The organism is Pararhodobacter oceanensis, from assembly GCF_003076755.1.
Lineage (GTDB): Bacteria > Pseudomonadota > Alphaproteobacteria > Rhodobacterales > Rhodobacteraceae > Pararhodobacter > Pararhodobacter oceanensis.
The window spans coordinates 410256-427337 of record NZ_QDKM01000003.1 but is presented as its reverse complement, the minus strand read 5'-3'; the positions used below and the strand labels follow the sequence as shown (position 1 = coordinate 427337).

The 17082-nt window shown below is 63.0% G+C and carries 13 protein-coding genes; 3 read left to right on the top strand and 10 right to left on the bottom strand.

Annotation, left to right across the window (positions count from 1 at the left end; translation table 11 throughout):
• Positions 1 to 70: 70 nt before the first annotated feature.
• Entirely contained in the window at positions 71 to 1252 is a 1182-nt protein-coding gene (locus tag DDE20_RS09520) for a hypothetical protein (protein ID WP_133240334.1), read from the top strand.
• A gap of 277 nt (positions 1253 to 1529) precedes the next feature.
• Here DDE20_RS09520 and radC read toward each other — a convergent pair whose 3' ends face one another.
• The 8 genes from radC to DDE20_RS09480 form a co-directional block, all read right to left on the bottom strand.
• On the bottom strand, positions 1530 to 2312 hold the full coding sequence (gene radC, locus DDE20_RS09515) for a RadC family protein (protein WP_116558238.1): 783 nt from the start codon (positions 2310 to 2312) through the stop codon (positions 1530 to 1532).
• 92 nt (positions 2313 to 2404) lie between these two features.
• On the bottom strand, positions 2405 to 3556 hold the full coding sequence (gene dnaJ / locus DDE20_RS09510; RefSeq protein ID WP_116558237.1) for a molecular chaperone DnaJ: 1152 nt from the start codon (positions 3554 to 3556) through the stop codon (positions 2405 to 2407).
• Between the two features lie 71 nt (positions 3557 to 3627).
• Entirely contained in the window at positions 3628 to 5547 is a 1920-nt protein-coding gene (gene dnaK / locus DDE20_RS09505) for a molecular chaperone DnaK (protein ID WP_116558236.1), read from the bottom strand.
• 223 nt (positions 5548 to 5770) lie between these two features.
• A complete protein-coding gene (locus tag DDE20_RS09500; protein WP_116558235.1) occupies positions 5771 to 6697 on the bottom strand; it encodes an AEC family transporter in 927 nt (308 codons plus the stop codon).
• A 104-nt stretch (positions 6698 to 6801) separates the two neighbouring features.
• Positions 6802 to 8190 (bottom strand): TRAP transporter large permease, encoded by a 1389-nt coding sequence (locus tag DDE20_RS09495; protein ID WP_116558234.1) that lies wholly within the window; start codon positions 8188 to 8190, stop codon positions 6802 to 6804.
• Between the two features lie 5 nt (positions 8191 to 8195).
• Complete coding sequence (locus DDE20_RS09490; RefSeq protein ID WP_116558233.1) at positions 8196 to 8747, bottom strand: TRAP transporter small permease subunit; 552 nt, start codon at positions 8745 to 8747, stop codon at positions 8196 to 8198.
• A gap of 137 nt (positions 8748 to 8884) precedes the next feature.
• The gene (locus DDE20_RS09485; protein ID WP_116558232.1) at positions 8885 to 9991 is read right to left on the bottom strand and encodes a TRAP transporter substrate-binding protein; all 1107 of its coding nucleotides are present in this window, start codon (positions 9989 to 9991) and stop codon (positions 8885 to 8887) included.
• A 204-nt stretch (positions 9992 to 10195) separates the two neighbouring features.
• Positions 10196 to 11074 carry a DMT family transporter gene (locus DDE20_RS09480; RefSeq protein WP_116558231.1) on the bottom strand — a complete coding sequence of 293 codons (879 nt, stop codon included), beginning with the start codon at positions 11072 to 11074 and terminating at the stop codon, positions 10196 to 10198.
• A gap of 174 nt (positions 11075 to 11248) precedes the next feature.
• Here DDE20_RS09480 and DDE20_RS09475 point away from each other — a divergent pair, with 174 nt between their 5' ends.
• The gene (locus DDE20_RS09475) at positions 11249 to 12124 is read left to right on the top strand and encodes a phosphate acyltransferase (protein WP_116558230.1); all 876 of its coding nucleotides are present in this window, start codon (positions 11249 to 11251) and stop codon (positions 12122 to 12124) included.
• A 20-nt stretch (positions 12125 to 12144) separates the two neighbouring features.
• Here DDE20_RS09475 and xsc read toward each other — a convergent pair whose 3' ends face one another.
• Both xsc and pdxR read right to left on the bottom strand, forming a co-directional pair.
• A complete protein-coding gene (gene xsc, locus DDE20_RS09470) occupies positions 12145 to 13920 on the bottom strand; it encodes a sulfoacetaldehyde acetyltransferase (RefSeq protein ID WP_116558229.1) in 1776 nt (591 codons plus the stop codon).
• A 119-nt stretch (positions 13921 to 14039) separates the two neighbouring features.
• Entirely contained in the window at positions 14040 to 15515 is a 1476-nt protein-coding gene (pdxR, locus tag DDE20_RS09465; protein ID WP_116558228.1) for a MocR-like pyridoxine biosynthesis transcription factor PdxR, read from the bottom strand.
• A 159-nt stretch (positions 15516 to 15674) separates the two neighbouring features.
• Between pdxR and DDE20_RS09460 the strand changes: the two genes are divergently transcribed.
• Positions 15675 to 17054 carry an aminotransferase family protein gene (locus DDE20_RS09460; RefSeq protein WP_116558227.1) on the top strand — a complete coding sequence of 460 codons (1380 nt, stop codon included), beginning with the start codon at positions 15675 to 15677 and terminating at the stop codon, positions 17052 to 17054.
• Positions 17055 to 17082: the final 28 nt, after the last annotated feature.

Genomic DNA, 17082 nt, shown 5'->3' with positions numbered 1-17082 from the left:
AGGGGCGCCCCAAAGCTGCCCCTTTCTACGGGCAGAACTGGACTTGTATTTAAACGAGTCGGAGTTCGCCATGAACAGGGTTCGCGTTGTTGCCATTTCGGCAGTCGTGCTTGGGGTTGCTGTGGTTGCAGGCACCCAATTCCAGAAGTCGCAAGAGATCGCAGCGCTGGGCGAGGCCTCGCAGAGCGTGGCGCAAGCGCCCGAGCCGGAAGTGCGGGCCGAAACCTCGGTGGCCTCTCTGGTCTCTGTCGCGGATTCCGAGCCGGTGAATGACCTGCAGGTCGAGGCGCGCGCCGCGGATGTGGCGCAAGACAGCGCCCCGCAAGCGCAGGTGAGCACCCCGCAAGCAAGCAGCACCGAAGATAGCAACACGCCAGCCGCCCCGCTGACCAGCGCCAGCATCCTGCCCGCGGTTGAACTCGCCGCGCGCGATGCAGATGCCGCTGAGACGCCGCGCGACACCCAAGCCGCCCTGAACGATGATATGGGCGAGGGGGGCGACGCGACGGACATGGCCAGCACAGACACCGCCCTGCCGGTGAGCGAGATTGACGAAGACCTCTCGGCCGAACTTGCTGCCTGTGCGGTCTGGCTGGTGGTCACACCCGCCGAGGGCGCGATGCTCGAGGCTAGCGTCTACGCGCCCTGCGACCGTGATGCGCGGGTGCAGGTGGAACACGCCGGGCTGACCTTTGACACGCAAATCGATCAGGACGGGCAGTTGATGCTGATGGTGCCAGCCTTGATCGACGACGCCACGCTGAACGTCACCTTCCCCGATGGGCGCGTGCAATCCGACAGCACCTTTGTCGAGGAACTGGACCAGATCGAGCGCGTGGCGCTGCAATGGGAAGGACCGGCGACGCTTTTGCTGCATGCCTATGAATTCGGCGCGGAATTTGGCGCCAACGGCCATATCCATGCGGGCAACCCGCAAGAGCCGAATGTCGAGGACCACGGGTTTTTGACCGTGCTCGGTGATCCCGAACTGGCGGATGGCCATATGGTGCAGGTCTATTCCTTCCCCTCGGGCCAATCCTCGCGCAGCGGCTCGGTAACGCTGGAAATCGAAGCACCGGTGACCGCGGCAAGCTGTGGCCGCCCGCTGGTCGCGGAATCGATCGAGATGCGCGGCGACGCGGCGGCCCGCACCCGTGCCATCCATCTGGATATGCCGGATTGTGACGGCACCGGCGGCTTTGTGGTCCTGCCGGGCGTGCTGCCCCCGCTGCAAATCGCCGCCCTGCGCTAAGCGCTGACAATAAATGCTCAACGGCCGGGGTCATCCCGGCCTTTGGCCGTTCCAAGGGTGCCAACTCATGCCTGCTTTGGCATCGCTCAGGCCCGTGCCCTGCACGGGCAGCGCCGGTCCCTACCCCCGGCAGGGCGCCTTAGCGATGTCACCTGCGGCCCAACCGACATCCATGCTCCAATGCGCGCGATGTGGCGCGGGTCCGCGCGCCCACCCATAGTCACCCGCGGCCCTTTTCGCTTGGAGGTTCCGGCGCTGCCGCCTGTCAGTGACTAGCTCACAACAACCCGTTGGCGCGAAAGCTATATTCCGCTGAGGCACCGATGATCAGATGGTCATGCAGCACCAGCGAGAGCGCCTCGGCGCCCTGCCTGATGCGCTCGGTCATTGCGATATCCGCCTGACTGGGGGTCGGATCGCCCGAGGGATGGTTGTGCACCAGTATCAACGCCGAGGCACCGAGTTCCAGCGCGCGGCGCAGGATTTCCCGCGGATAGACCGGCACATGATCGACGGTCCCGCGGCCCAATTCCTCATCGGTAAGCAGGCAGTTCTTGCGATCCAGAAACAGCACCCGCACATGTTCGACATCGCGGTGCGACATTACCGTGTGACAATACTCCAGCAGCGCGTCCCAACTGGAGATCACCCGCCGGTTCAGCACCCGTGAGCGGGCGGTGCGCGCGGCAATCGCGCCCGCCAGATGCAGCGCGCAGATCACCGAAGGGCCGACCCCCTCTTGCTGCGCCAGTTTCGGCGCAGGCGCGGCAATGACGCTGGCGAGGTCGTTGAATTCCTCCAACAAGGCCCGCGCCAGAGGTTTGACATCGCGGCGCGGGATCGCCCCCATCAGCAGTAATTCCAGCAGCTCGTAATCCGGCATTGCATCGGCGCCACCCTCCAGAAACCGGCTGCGCAGGCGCTTGCGGTGGTCGCGCAGGTATGACGGCGGTTTGGGGGCAGAAGCGGCGCCAGCGCGCGTCTCTGCGGGCGCTGAGGGCAGGAACAGCGGCAGAGACATCTCGGACATCGAATCGATCTGGACCTTGGCGCGTGACATGGCCCCAGCCTGCCGAGAACTGGTTGCCAAATATTTAACGCGCGCAGACCCATCAGATCTGCGCGCGCCAAAGTCTTACCAAGAGCCTGAGATCAGCTCTTCATTCCGTCCCAGAAACTGCGGACCTTGCCAAAGAAGCTCGAGCCCTCGGGATGGTTGTTCTCGCCCAACTCGTCGAACTCGCGCAGCAATTCCTTTTGCCGCGTCGACAGGTTGACCGGCGTCTCGACGGCCAGTTCGATCATCATATCGCCCACACCGCCGCCACGCAGCGCCGGCATGCCCTTGGCGCGCAGGCGCATCTGCTTGCCCGACTGCGCACCGGCGGGCACTTTGACCCGGCTGCGGCCGCCGTCGATGGTCGGCACTTCGACCTCGCCGCCCAAGGCCGCGGTGGTGAAGCTGACCGGCACCAGGCAATAAAGATCCATCCCGTCGCGTTGGAAGATCTGGTGATCTGCCACCTCGATGAAGATATAAAGATCGCCCGCTGGCCCGCCGCGCATACCGGCCTCGCCCTCGCCCGAGAGGCGAATACGGGTGCCGGTTTCCACGCCTGCCGGAATGTTTACCGACAGCGAGCGCTCTTTTTCTACGCGGCCCGCGCCTTTACAGGATTTGCACGGGTTCTTGACGATCTGGCCGAGACCGGCACAGGTCGGGCAGGTGCGCTCGACGGTGAAAAACCCCTGCTGGGCGCGCACTTTGCCCATCCCCGAACAGGTCGGGCAGGTGACCGGCTCCGCGCCGCCTTCGGCACCGGTGCCCGAGCATTCGTCACAGGCCGAGAGGGTGGGCACGCGGATCGATTTCTGCGAGCCCTGATGCGCCTCTTCAAGCGAAATGCGCATATTATAGCGCAGATCCGACCCACGGCTGGCGCGTTGACGGGCCGTGCCGCCACCGCGACCGCCCATGAAGTCGCCGAACAGATCCTCGAACACATCCGAGAAGGCCGAGTTGAAGTCACCGCCGGGATGGCCGCGCTGGCCGCCACGTGGTGCACCGCCCATGCCGCCCTCGAAGGCCGCATGACCATAGCGGTCATAGGCGGCCTTTTTATCGGCGTCCTTGAGCACCTCATAGGCTTCGTTCGCTTCTTTGAACAAGGCCTCAGAGTCAGGGTTGTCTTTGTTGCGGTCGGGATGAAGCTCTCTGGCCTTGGTGCGATAGGCTTTCTTCAACTCGTCCGCCGATGCCCCGCGCGAAACGCCAAGAACATCGTAGTAATCGCGCTTAGCCATTATGGACCTCGCTTTCATGGGCAGAGCCCCGGTCCGGCGAAACCGGCCGGGGCCCTACGAAGTGTGAAGCGTCAGTCGCGCTTGTTGTCGTCGAGGTCTTCGAAGTCGGCATCTACGATGTCGTCATCGACCGGGCGCGGCTCGTCTTCGGCGCCCTCGGCCTCGGGGGCTTCGGCGGCTTCGGCCTGCGCCTTATAGATCGCCTCACCCAGTTTCATCGACGCGTCGCGGACGTTGTTGGTGCCCGATTTGATCTTTTCGGCGTCGTCGCCTTCAAGCGTGTCCTTGAGCGCGGCAATTGCCAGTTCGATCGCCTCGGCGGTCGTCGGATCGACCTTATCCTTGTATTCCTCAAGCGATTTCTCGGTCGAGTGGATCAGGCTTTCCGCTTGGTTGCGGGCTTCGACCAACTCTTTGCGGGCTTTGTCGCCCTCGGCGTTGGCTTCGGCGTCCTTGACCATTTGATCGATGTCGGCATCCGACAGACCACCCGACGCAGCGATGGTGATCTTCTGCTCTTTCTCGGTGGCCTTGTCTTTGGCCGAAACGTTGACGATGCCGTTGGCGTCGATGTCAAAGGTGACTTCGATCTGCGGCATGCCACGCGGTGCCGGCGGAATGCCCTCGAGGTTGAACTGGCCGAGCATCTTGTTGTCGGCCGCCATCTCGCGCTCACCCTGGAACACCCGGATGGTCACCGCGTTCTGGTTGTCGTCCGCGGTCGAGAACACCTGGCTCTTCTTGGTCGGGATCGTGGTGTTGCGGTCGATCAGACGGGTGAACACGCCACCCAGCGTTTCGATACCCAGCGACAGCGGGGTCACATCCAGCAGCACAACGTCTTTCACGTCGCCCTGCAGAACGCCGGCCTGAATTGCGGCACCCAGCGCCACCACTTCGTCGGGGTTCACACCTTTATGCGGCTCTTTGCCGAAGTATTTGGTGACCTCTTCGATGACGCGCGGCATGCGGGTCATACCGCCGACCAGAACCACCTCGTCGATGTCGCCCTTGGTCAGACCAGCGTCTTTCAGAGCCTGCGTTGCGGGCTTCATCGAGCGCAGAATCAGGTCGCTGACCAGCGATTCCAGCTTGGCGCGGGTCAGTTTCATGACCATATGCAGCGGCTGACCGGTGTTCTTGTCCATCGAGATGAACGGCTGGTTGATCTCGGTCTGCTGGCTCGACGACAGTTCGATCTTGGCCTTTTCCGCAGCTTCTTTCAGACGCTGCAGCGCCATTTTGTCGAGCGACAGGTCAACGCCGTTCTCTTTTTTGAACTCATCAACCAGATAGTTGACGATCCGCATGTCGAAGTCTTCACCACCGAGGAAGGTGTCGCCGTTGGTCGATTTCACTTCGAACAGACCGTCGTCGATTTCCAGAATGGTGATATCGAAAGTGCCGCCACCAAGGTCGTAAACGACGATGGTTTTGGTTTCTTTCTTGTCCAGACCATAGGCCAGAGCGGCGGCGGTCGGCTCGTTGATGATGCGCAGCACCTCAAGACCGGCGATCTTGCCGGCGTCTTTGGTGGCCTGACGCTGGGCGTCGTTGAAATAGGCGGGCACGGTGATCACGGCCTGGGTGACGTCTTCGCCCAGATACGACTCAGCGGTCTCTTTCATCTTTTGCAGAATGAAGGCCGAGACCTGCGACGGGCTGTATTTTTCGCCGCGCACGGACACCCATGCGTCGCCATTGCCGCCGTCGACGATCTCATAAGGGACCAGTTTCTTGTCTTTTTCGACTTCGGGCTCGCCCACACGGCGGCCGATCAGGCGCTTAACAGCAAAGACGGTGTTGGTCGGGTTGGTGACCGCCTGACGCTTGGCAGGCTGGCCGACCAGACGCTCGCTTTCGGTGAAGCCGACGATCGACGGCGTGGTGCGTGCGCCTTCTGCGTTCTCGATAACACGGGGCTGCGAGCCGTCCATGATAGCCACGCAGCTGTTGGTTGTCCCCAGGTCAATCCCGATGACTTTAGCCATGATGCTTTTCCTCTTCCTTCGGCGATGTTTTGGCACGGCGATCCCGTAAGGCTTCGTCGCGCCGATCCCAATTCCCGGAGCCTCTCCTGATCGGAGCGTCTCTCCGGCTTCGATGGCTATATAGGGAGCGGCTAGAGGCCCTGCAAGCGTCCCAAGGGGGGCATTTTTGCCCCTTTCGCATGATTATTTGCGCAAACCGGCGATATCGGCGGGTTTTGGCGTTTCAGCCGGTGAATTGGGCCAGCACAATCGGCACTGTGATCACACTCAGCACCGTGGAGATCAGGATCGCCGCCGAGACACGGGCCACCGCGACGTTGAAATGCTGCGCCAGAATATAGACGTTGCCCGCCACCGGCAGCGCCGCCGCCGAGATCAGCACACCGGCGGCAAAGGGATCGGCGCGGAAAATCCAGATCGCGGCGATGGCAACGGCGACGGGATGCAGGACCAGCTTGGCGAAACTCAGCCAACCGGCCACGGTCAGCCGCTCGGCGCTATTCGCGGTCAGGCTGGCGCCAATGGCAAACAACGCGCCCGGCGTGGCGGCAGCACCTAAGAGGTCGGTGGTCGCGCGCACCGGCTCGGCCAATCCCAAGCCGGTTGCCGACCACACCAATCCGGCAGCCATCGAGGCAACCATCGGGTTCTTGATCAACCCAAGGCCGATGATCCGCGGTAGTTTGGGCGACAGCCGCCCCTCGTTGGCGGCGGTGATCACGATGGTCAGCAGGCTGGAAAATACGATCAGGTCGATCACCAAGACAAGGATCACCGTCGCCGCCGCCTCGGGGCCGAGCAGCAGCACCAGCATCGGCACGCCCAGAAAGCCGGTGTTGCCAATGATCGCGGTCTGCGCCTCCATCACCGCCTCGGTGATCGGACGGCGGCGCAGCATCGCCACCCCCAGCGCGATGGCATAGATCACCATGCAGCCCAGCAGATAGGCCGCCGCCGAGCGCGGCTCGAAAATATCCGCCAGCGACATCTGCGCGGCAAAGCCGAACAACAGCGCCGACAGCGCGAAATAGAACACGAATTTGGTCAGCCATGCGGTGGCTTCAGGCGGGAACATCCCGATTTTCCCCGCCCCGTAGCCAAGGCCGATGATCGCGAAAAACGGAAGCGTTTGCAGGAAAACCGCCAGCATGGGGGAACTCATTCTTTGCGCCAATCCGCAGTGGCGCAGGGCAGGAAGGCCCGCATCTTATCCGCAAGGCCAGCGGCCCGCATCATGCGGACCGCCAGAGTGTATCAATACAGCTGATCCGGCAGCCAGGTGACAATACCGGGGAAGATGAACAGCAGCACGATGGCGATGATCTGCAGGATCACGAAAGGCACCGCCCCGCGATAGATCATCCCCGTCGATACGCTCGCCGGAGCCACCCCGCGCAGGTAGAAGAGCGCAAAGCCGAAGGGCGGTGTCAGGAAGCTGGTCTGCAGGTTCACCCCGATCATCACTCCCAGCCAGATCGGATCGACGCCGAGCAACAGCAGGGTCGGCGCGGTGATCGGCAGCACGATGAAGATGATCTCAAAGGTGTCGAGGATGAAGCCGAGCACGAACATCACGATCATCACCGCGATCATCGCGCCCATCGCGCCGCCGGGGATGTTCGAGAGGAACTCATGCACCAGATCATCGCCGCCCATCTGGCGGAACACCACCGAGAACACCGAGGCGCCGAACAGGATCACGAACACCATCGAAGTGATCTTGGCGGTCGCATGCGCGGTGTGCTTGAGGATCGCGAAGGACATCTTGCCGCGCAGCGTGGCCAGCAGGGTCGCGCCCACCGCGCCCACCGATGAGGCTTCGGTCGGGGTGGCAATGCCGCCAAGGATCGAGCCGAGCACCGCGATGATCAACAGCAGCGGCGGCACCAGCGCGACGATGATCTCGCGCGGCAGGTCCTTGCGCTCGTCTTCGGGCACCGGCGTGGCCGGGCAGCTTTCGGGCCGCACCACTGCCATGAACAGCATATAGGCGATATAGATGCCGACCAGCAGCAGACCGGGAAAGAACGCACCGGCAAACAGATCGCCCACCGACACTGCACTGGGGGCGAAATTGCCCATCTGCATCTGCGCTTGGCTGTGCATACCGGCGATCATATCGCCCATGAAGATCAGCACCGTCGAGGGCGGGATGATCTGCCCCAAAGTGCCCGAAGCGCTGATCGTGCCGCAGGCAAGCTTAGGGTCATACCCCGCTTTGATCATCGCTGGCAGCGAGATCAGCCCCATGGTCACCACGGTAGCGCCGACAACCCCGGTCGAGGCCGCCAAGAGCGCGCCGACGATGATCACCGAGATGCCCAGCCCGCCGCGCATATTGCCAAACAGCTTGCCCATCGTGGTCAAGAGTTGCTCGGCGATATTCGACCGCTCGAGCATCACGCCCATAAAGATGAACAAGGGCACCGCGACCAGCACTTCGTTGGTCATATAACCGGTATAGCGACCGGCCAGCGCGGCCATATTGGAAAAGTCGAAAACACCCAGCGACAGGCCGATAAGCCCGAAGATGATCGAGGTGCCGGCCAGCGTAAAGGCGACCGGAAAGCCCAGCATCAGCATGCCGATGACGCCGAGGAACATGGCTCCGGCCATAATCTCGCCGATAAGAGTCAAATCCATCGTATCTATCCCATCAGCGTTTCATAGCGGTAATCATGCGGCACCAGATCCTCGCGGCCCCTCAGGATCAGGATCGAGCGGATCAGCATCGAGATCCCTTGCAGGGCCAATGTCGCGGCGAACACCAGAATGAAGCCCTTGACCAGGAACAGACCTTCGGCGCCGCCCGGATTGGCCGAGCCCTCGCGCAGCCCCCAAGAGCGCGCCACGAAGGTGTAGCAATAGATCGCCACGACATAGGTGAACGGCAGCAGGAAGACCAAAACCCCGATCAGGTCCATCCAGGCTTTGTTGCGGCTCGAGGTCGGGCGGTAGAAAATATCGACGCGCACATGGTCGTTGTTGAGCAGCGCGTAGCCGGCGACAGCGGTGAACATCACGCCGCTGAGCCAAGGGTAGAGATCCTGCATCCACAGGCGGGTGTTGCCGAAGAAGTAGCGCTCGATAACCACCCAGAAGCAGACCACCACGATGGCGACCGAGAGCCAGGAAAAGATGCCGCCGATCAGCCGGTTGAGCCCGTTGATCGCGCGCATGATGACAGACAGGCTATGCATGGGAAGCTCCCGAATGGATGCCTAGGATGAAAAAAGCCCGGTGCGATTGCTCGGACCGGGCTCCAAGAATGTGTCTCGGAATACGCAGTTTGTGCGCGCCGTCAAGGATTTTGGCGCGCACGTGGCGTATCTTTGGCTTACAGATCCGAGTAATCCAGATAGCGCTGGCGTGCCAGAGCATAGGTCAGATCGGTGGCCTCGGTACGGGTGCGGGTCAGGTTCATCGAATCGATGAAGCTGCGCGCCACACGACGGGTCAGATCGTCGTCCGAGTTCAGGATGCCGCCAATGATTTCCTTGGCGGCACCGGCTGCGGCTTCGACCACGTCATCGGGGAAGGCGTTGTGCAGGGTCACGCCATGCTCGTTGACCAGCGTGTTCAGCGCGCGCGGATCATTGGCATAGAAGTCCGACGCCACTTGGTCGTATTCCGCCTGCGAGACATCGCGGATGATCGCCTGCAGGTCATCGGGCAGGGCCTGATATTTGGCCTTATCGACAACCAGTTCGGTGGCCAGACCCGGCTCGACGAAGGACGAGGTGTAGTAGTGGTTGCACACCTGATAGAAGCCCAGCGCCAGATCGTTATAGGGGCCAACGAATTCTGCGGCATCCAGCGTGCCCGACTGCAGCGACTGGAAAATCTCGCCCGCGGCCATATTGGTGACGCTGACGCCCAGCGCCTGCCAGACCTGACCGCCCAGACCCGGGGTGCGGAAGCGCAGACCCTGCAGGTCGGACAATCCGGTGATCTCGTTCTTGAACCAGCCGCCGGTCTGGGTGCCGGTGTCGCCGGACAGGAAGCCCTGCACGCCGAACTGGTCGTAAACCTCGTCCCAAAGCTCTTGGCCGCCCATATAGCGCACCCATGACGCCATCTCGCGCGAGGTCATGCCGAAGGGCACACCGGTAAAGAACGACAGCGCGACGGATTTATTCTGCCAGTAATAGGCGGCACCGTGGCTCATCTCGGCCGTGCCGTCGATCACCGCGTCCAGCGACTGCAGCGGCGGCACCAACTCACCAGCCGAGTAAACCTCGACGGTCAGACGGCCACCCGAAGCGGTGGTGATACGGTCGGCCAGACGCTGTGCGCCGACGCCCAGACCGGGGAAGTTACGCGGCCAGGTGGTGACCATGCGCCAGGTGATATTGCCCTGCGCGATTGCCGGAGCCGCCAGAGTTGACGCAGCAGCCGCCGCGCCCCCGATGGTCGAGGTCCGCAAAAAAGAGCGACGATCCATAGTAGTGCCTCCCAAAGGTGTTGGATTCGGCCCTATTTTTGAGCCGATAGCCGAAGTTAAAGCACAAGTGCATAATCCATGCAAAGCCGTTTTGACGATCCGGTCAGATCGTGGCGTCAGGTCGGGCGAATTTTTTCTGCACGGAACCCAGAGCTTAGCCCCTCGCCGCGCCGCCTTGGCGCGCTGCGCCGCGCCTGCTTCACCCTAGGCGCGGCTGCGGATTCTTGCGCCGCGCATATTCCAGAAATTCGCCGAGAAAATGATCGCCGCGCCAAGGAACACCATCGGGTCCAGCGCCTCGGCATAGACCACCATCCCGACCAGCGCGATGATCGGCAGGCGGGCAAATTCCATCGGCGCGACCAGCATCGCCGGTGCCAGCCCCAGCGCCGAGGTCAGCGAGTAATGCGCGGTCAAGCCGGTGATCGCGATGATCACCAGCCACGGCGACAGCGCCAGACTGGGCCATGTAAAGCCGCTGGCCAGTGACAGGCCAAGCCCCATCACCGTCTGGCTGAGGGTCATCCAGAACAACACGCAGAGCACCGCGTCATGCAGCATGATCTTGCGGGTGAATATCAGGTTCACCGCAAAGGCCACCGCCGCCAATATCCCCGCCGCATGGCCGCTGCTCAAGGGTTGCACCCCCGGTTGCGCCACCACCAGCACGCCGATAAAGCCGATCAGCGCGACAATCAGTTTGCGCCGCGTCAGCACCTCGCCCAAAAACAGCGGCGCCAGCAGCAGCACCCAGATCGGCATGGTGAACTCCAGCGCCACCAGTTGCGACAGCGGGATCACCGCGATGCCGTAGAACCACATGTTCTGGCCGAAAAAGTGGAAGATATTGCGCGTCAGATGCAGCCCCCAATGGCGGGTGCGGATCGCCGCGAACTCGCCGGTGCGCCAGCGGATGATCGCCAGCACAATCAGCATGCCAAGGAACGAGCGCCAGAACATCAGCTCGAAGGTGTTGAGCTCGGTCTGCACCGTGCGTCCGGCCACCGCCATAAAGGTGAAGGAGGCAATCGCCCCGCACATCCACAGAGCCGCTTTGAACGGCTGAGACTGCCCTTGTTCCATCCAACATTCCTCACCGTCACCACTCCGCCTCAATACGCTGCGGCGTTACACAAGTGCAAGGTTCCTTGCGATGCCGCTGGTGGCAAGCTGCCTCGGGCCCTCTGGCGGTGCCGGTTGCGCTTGACCGTCTGCGCTATATCGGCAGTCTGCATCAAGCAGGAAACGGAGGGCAGGATGGATGTAGTAGGGCGCGCATTTGAGGCTGCGAAAACACGCGGCGCGCGGGTGGTCCTGCCGGAAATGGAGGATCCGCGCATTGCCGAAGCCGCCGCGCGGCTGCGCGCCGAGGGGTTGGCCGAACCGCTGACACTGGAGGCCGCGCGTCCTGCCGAGGCTTATGTCGACCTGCTGCTGGTCAACCGCCCCACGCTGAAGCCTGCGCTGGCGCGGCGGATGCTGGAAAAACCCCTGATCCGCGCCGCGGCGATGGTCGCGGCGGGCGAGGCCGAGGCGATGGTTGCCGGTGCCACCCATCCCACCCGCCGCGTGATCGAAGCCGCGTCGCTGGCCATCGGCATGGCCGAAGGCGTCACCACGCCCTCCAGCTTTTTCCTGATGTTGATGCCCGCCCGCGACGGTGCACCCGCCCGCCCGCTGGTCTTTGCCGATTGCGCCGTCAACACCGCGCCGGACGCCGCACAACTCGCCGATATCGCCCGTGCCAGTGCAAGATCCGCCCGCGCCCTGCTCGGCGAGGCGCATGTGGCGCTCTTGTCGTTTTCCACCGGCGCATCGGGGCAGGGGGCCTCGGTAGACATCGTGCGCGCGGCTTGCGAGGCCAGCGGATTTGCGGGGCCAGTGCAGGCCGATGCGGCGCTGAACGCGGTGATCGCCGCCAAGAAGGGCTACGCAGGCGGTGTCGCCAATACACTGATCTTCCCCTCACTGGATGCGGGCAATATCGCCTATAAACTGCTGCAGGAACTGGCTGGCGCGCAGGCGCTCGGCCCCTTCCTGCAAGGCTTCCGCTGCCCCGTCTGCGACCTGAGCCGCGGCGCCTCTGTTGCCGATATCGTCAGCGCCACCGCGATCACTCTGGCGATGGGCTAAACTCGCACAGCCATGACCGCTTAGGCCTCCTGCGCCCGCATATCAGCGGCATCAATCCCCGCCACTTCCACCGGCTTTTTCATCGCGTCACGGCGGAACGGCTCACCGAGTTCCTGATTGATCATCGCCTCAATCAGCGTGGTAATCCCCGCCTTCTGGTCCTTGAGCGCCTGATCCAGCGCCTCGGTCAGTTCCGCCATCGTCCGCGCGACCACGCCCTTGAGGCCGCAGGCTTGGGCGATCCCCGCATAGCTAACCTTTGTATCCAATTCGGTGCCGACGAAATTATCGTCAAACCACAGCGTCGAGTTGCGCTTTTCCGCGCCCCATTGGTAGTTGCGGAACACCACCTGCGTCACCGCCGGCCATTCTTCGCGGCCAATGGCGGTCAACTCATTCACCGCGATGCCAAATGCCCCGTCACCGGCAAAACCGACCACCGGCACATCGGGGCAGGCGATCTTGGCGCCGACAATCGCGGGCAGCCCGTAGCCGCAGGGGCCGAACAACCCCGGCGCCAGATATTTGCGCCCCGTCTCGAACGACGGATAGGCATTACCGATCGCGCAATTGTTGCCGATGTCCGAGGAGATGATCGCTTCGACCGGCAGCGCCGCCTGTATCGCCCGCCACGCCATGCGCGGGCTCATCCACGCGGGCTTATCGGCGCGGGCGCGCTGGTTCCAATCGGTGCCGGGATCGTCGTCTTCGTGATCCATTGAGGATAGCTGCTGCGCCCAAGCCGATTTCTTCTGAGCAATCTTCGCCTTGCGCGCCGCGCGCCCCGCGTCTCCTGCCGTCACCGACAGTTGCGCCAAGATACCCGTCGCAACCTTGGCCGCATCCCCGACAATACCAACGCTGACCGTCTTGGTCAGCCCGATCCGGTCGGGATTGATATCCACCTGAATGATCTTGGCCTTATCGGGCCAATACTCCATCCCGTAGCCCGGCAGCGTCGAAAACGGGTTCAACCGCGTGCCCAGACAGAGCACCACATCAGCCTCGGAAATCAGCTCCATCGCTGCTTTCGAGCCGTTATACCCCAAGGGTCCGGCAAACAGCGGATGCGAGCCGGGGAAGGCGTCGTTATGCTGGTAGCCGACGCAAACCGGCGCATCCAAGCGCTCGGCCAGCGCCATCGAGGCGGCGATCCCGCCCTTGGCTAACACCACACCTGCACCGTTCAGGATCACCGGATTCTGCGCCCCCGACAGCAGTTCCGCCGCCTGCGCCACCGCCGCTTCGCCACCCGCGGGACGCTCGAATTCCAGCACCTGCGGCAGGTCCACATCAATCACCTGCGTCCAGTAATCGCGCGGGATGTTGATCTGCGCCGGCGCACTGGCGCGTTTGGCGTTGAGGATCACCCGGTTGAGCACTTCGACCACCCGCGAGGGATCACGCACCTCCTCTTGATAGGCGACCATATCCTCGAACAGCTTCATCTGCTCGACCTCTTGGAAACCGCCCTGTCCGATGGTCTTATTCGCCGCCTGCGGGGTCACCAGCAGCAGCGGCGTGTGGTTCCAATAGGCGGTTTTCACCGCGGTGACGAAATTGGTGATACCGGGGCCATTCTGCGCGATCATCATCGACATTCTGCCACTGGCGCGCGTGTAACCATCGGCCATCATCCCCGCGCTGCCCTCATGCGCGCAGTCCCAAAACATAATCCCCGCCTTCGGGAACAGGTCCGAGACCGGCATCATCGCCGAGCCGATAATCCCGAAGGCATGCGCGATCCCATGCAATTGCAGCGTTTTGACAAAGGCTTCTTCGGTGGTCATTTTCATCGCGGTGGTCCTTGCAATTGGATGGTGTCGGGGCTTTGGCGGGTCGGATCGCGCAAAGCTGCGTTGGCTCTGATCTATCCGCTATGGCCGGAAAGTTTAGGGCCAAAACCTGCGCATATCTAGGTCCAGTTTCCGCTGCGCAACCGGCGGGCAATGCGGGCGATCCCCTCGGGGATACGCTCTTCGGTGATCGAGGAGTAGGCGATGCGGTAATAGCGGTCGCCCTCCTCGGGCCGGTCGAAAAACCGCGCGCCGGGCTCAATCAGCACGCTGTCCTCATGCAGATCGCGCGCCAAGGTCTCGGCGCTGACGCCCTGCGGCGTGCGCATCCATAGGCTCGAGCCGCCAACATCCACCGCGCCGCCTATCGTCAGCCCTTCGGCCTGTGCAGCTTCCAGCAGAACCGCGCGGCGTTGCGAGAAACTGCGCGTGAGACGGCGCAGCATCGCGTCGTAATAGCCCAACGAGAGAAAATGCGAGGCGGCGCGCTGCAACAGGCCGGGCGGGTGGCGCAGCACCGTCGCACGCAATGCCCGCGCCTCGCGGATGAACGGCGCGGGGCCGACCAGAAACCCCAGCCGCAGCCCCGGAAATAGTGATTTCGAGAAGCTGCCGACATGGATCACCCGCCCCTCGCGGTCCAGCGATTTCAGCGCCGGCAGGGGCGCGCGGCCATGGGTGATCTCGAATTCATAATCATCTTCGACAATCAGCGTGTTGCGCGCGGCGGCCTCGTGCAGCAGCGCGTGACGCGCCTCCAGCGGCAGAGTCGCGCCGGTCGGGCAATGGTGGCTCGGCGTGCAAAACAGGATGTCGGTGCCTGCAGGCACGCGCGCGGGCTCCAGCCCCTGCGCGCCGACCGGCACCGGCACCACGCGGCAACGGGTCTGGCGCAGGATCTCGCGCAACCCGGGATAGCCGGGGTCCTCAATCGCCGCCGTGCGCCGCTGGTTCAGCAAAAGTTGCGCGGTCAGCCAGAGCGCGTTCTGCGCGCCCAGCGTGACCAGTATCTCATCAGGCGCGGCCAGAATTCCCCGCCGTGGCAGCGTGTGGCGGGCGATATATTCGACCAGCGCGGGGTCATCATGGTCGAAATTATCATCGGTCATCAGGGCGAAATCCTTTTGCCCCAAAGCCTGCAACATACAGCCGCGCCAATTGGCGTGATCAAACAGCGTCGGATCGGCCTGCCCGTAGACGAAAGGATAGCGGAAATCGCGCCAGTTGCGCGGCTTGCCAAGGCTCATCGGCACCGACTCCGGCCGATGGCCCAGCATCCGCCCCCAATCCACCGCATCCCCGCCGCTGGCCCGCGCGGGCGGGTGGTCGCCGGGTTCGGGCGCACCCTCGGACACGAAATACCCCGAGCGCCCCTCGGCACGCAGGTAATCATCGGCAACGAGATCGGCGTAGGCCAGCGTCACGGTGATCCGGCTGACCCCCAGATGCGCAGCCAGTTTGCGGCTCGAAGGCATGCGCTCACCGCGCCGCATCCGCCCGGACAATATCCCCTGCGCGACCATCTGCCGGATACGGCTTTGCAGCGTGCCATCGTGATGCGGGTCCATCAGGAAGCTTTCCACCGAAACACTCATCCCGCACGCCCTTCCTGTTCTGCCGCCCCGCTCAACTTCACTTTAGCGGGTTCTGGCGATATGAATAGGGTATAACTGGCGCTATCGAAGGTGCTAGGAAAGGGCGAGTGTCAGGCGATAGTTTCGGCCCGGCATTTGCCGGCAAAAGGGGGTTGCGCCATGGATACGTCAAACATCAACGATCTGAGCGAGGTGGTCGAGGCTGACCGCATTCACGTCTGGCACCATTTGAGCCAGCACAAACAATATGAAGCCGTCGATCCGCGGGTGATTGTCGAGGGCAAGGGCCTGCGGGTCTGGGATGCTACCGGCCGCGAAACGCTGGACGCGGTTTCGGGCGGGGTCTGGACGGTCAACGTCGGCTACGGGCGCGAAAGCATCGCCAATGTGGTGCGCGATCAACTGCTCAAGATGAACTATTTCGCCGGGTCCGCAGGCTCGATCCCCGGCGCGATGTTCGCCCAGCGTCTGATCGAGAAAATGCCCGGTATGACGCGGGTCTATTACTCGAACTCCGGCTCCGAGGCGAATGAGAAAGCCTATAAGATGGTGCGCCAGATCGCCCATCAGGTGCATGGCGGCAAGAAGTGGAAAATCCTCTACCGTGAGCGCGACTACCACGGCACCACCATCGCCGCGCTGGCCTCGGGCGGGCAGGAAGAGCGTAAATCCTTCTACGGCCCCTATCCCGAAGGCTTTGTGCCGGTGCCGCATTGCCTCGAATACCGCAGCCAATGGGGCGAGGTTGAGGACTACGGCTTGCGCGCCGCCAACGCCATCGAAGAGGTGATCCTGCGCGAGGGCCCCGATACCGTCGGCGCGATCATTCTCGAGCCGGTGACGGCAGGCGGCGGCGTGATCACCCCGCCCGAGGGCTATTGGCCCCGCGTGCAGGAAATCTGCAAGAAATACGGGCTGCTGCTGATCATCGACGAGGTGGTCTGCGGCGTCGGGCGCACCGGCAAATGGTTCGGCTACCAGCAATACGGCGTGCAGCCCGATATCGTCACCATGGCCAAGGGCGTGGCCTCGGGCTATGCGGCGATCTCCTGCACCGTAACCACCGAAGCGGTGTTCGAGATGTTCAAAGGCAACCCGAATGACCCGCTGGACTACTTCCGCGACATCTCGACCTTTGGCGGCTGCACCGCCGGTCCGGCGGCGGCGCTGGAGAATATGCGGATCATCGAGGACGAGGGGCTGTTGGAGAACACCACCGCCATGGGTGAGCGGCTGATGGGCAATCTGAACGCCTTGATGGAGAAGCATCGGGTGATCGGGCAGGTGCGCGGCAAGGGGCTGTTTATCGGCGCCGAACTGGTGTCCGACCGCACCTCACGCGAGCCACTGGCCGAAGCCACCGTCGCGGCGGTGGTCGGCGCGGTGATGAAACGCGGCGTGCAGATCGGCATGACCAACCGCTCGGTGCCCGGTTTCAACAACACGCTCTGCCTGTCACCGGCACTGATCTCGACGGCGGATGATGTCGACCAAATGTCCGACGCCATCGACGGCGCGCTGGGCGAGATTTGCGGGTAAACCGCGCCTGCACCTGACGTCGCGGCCC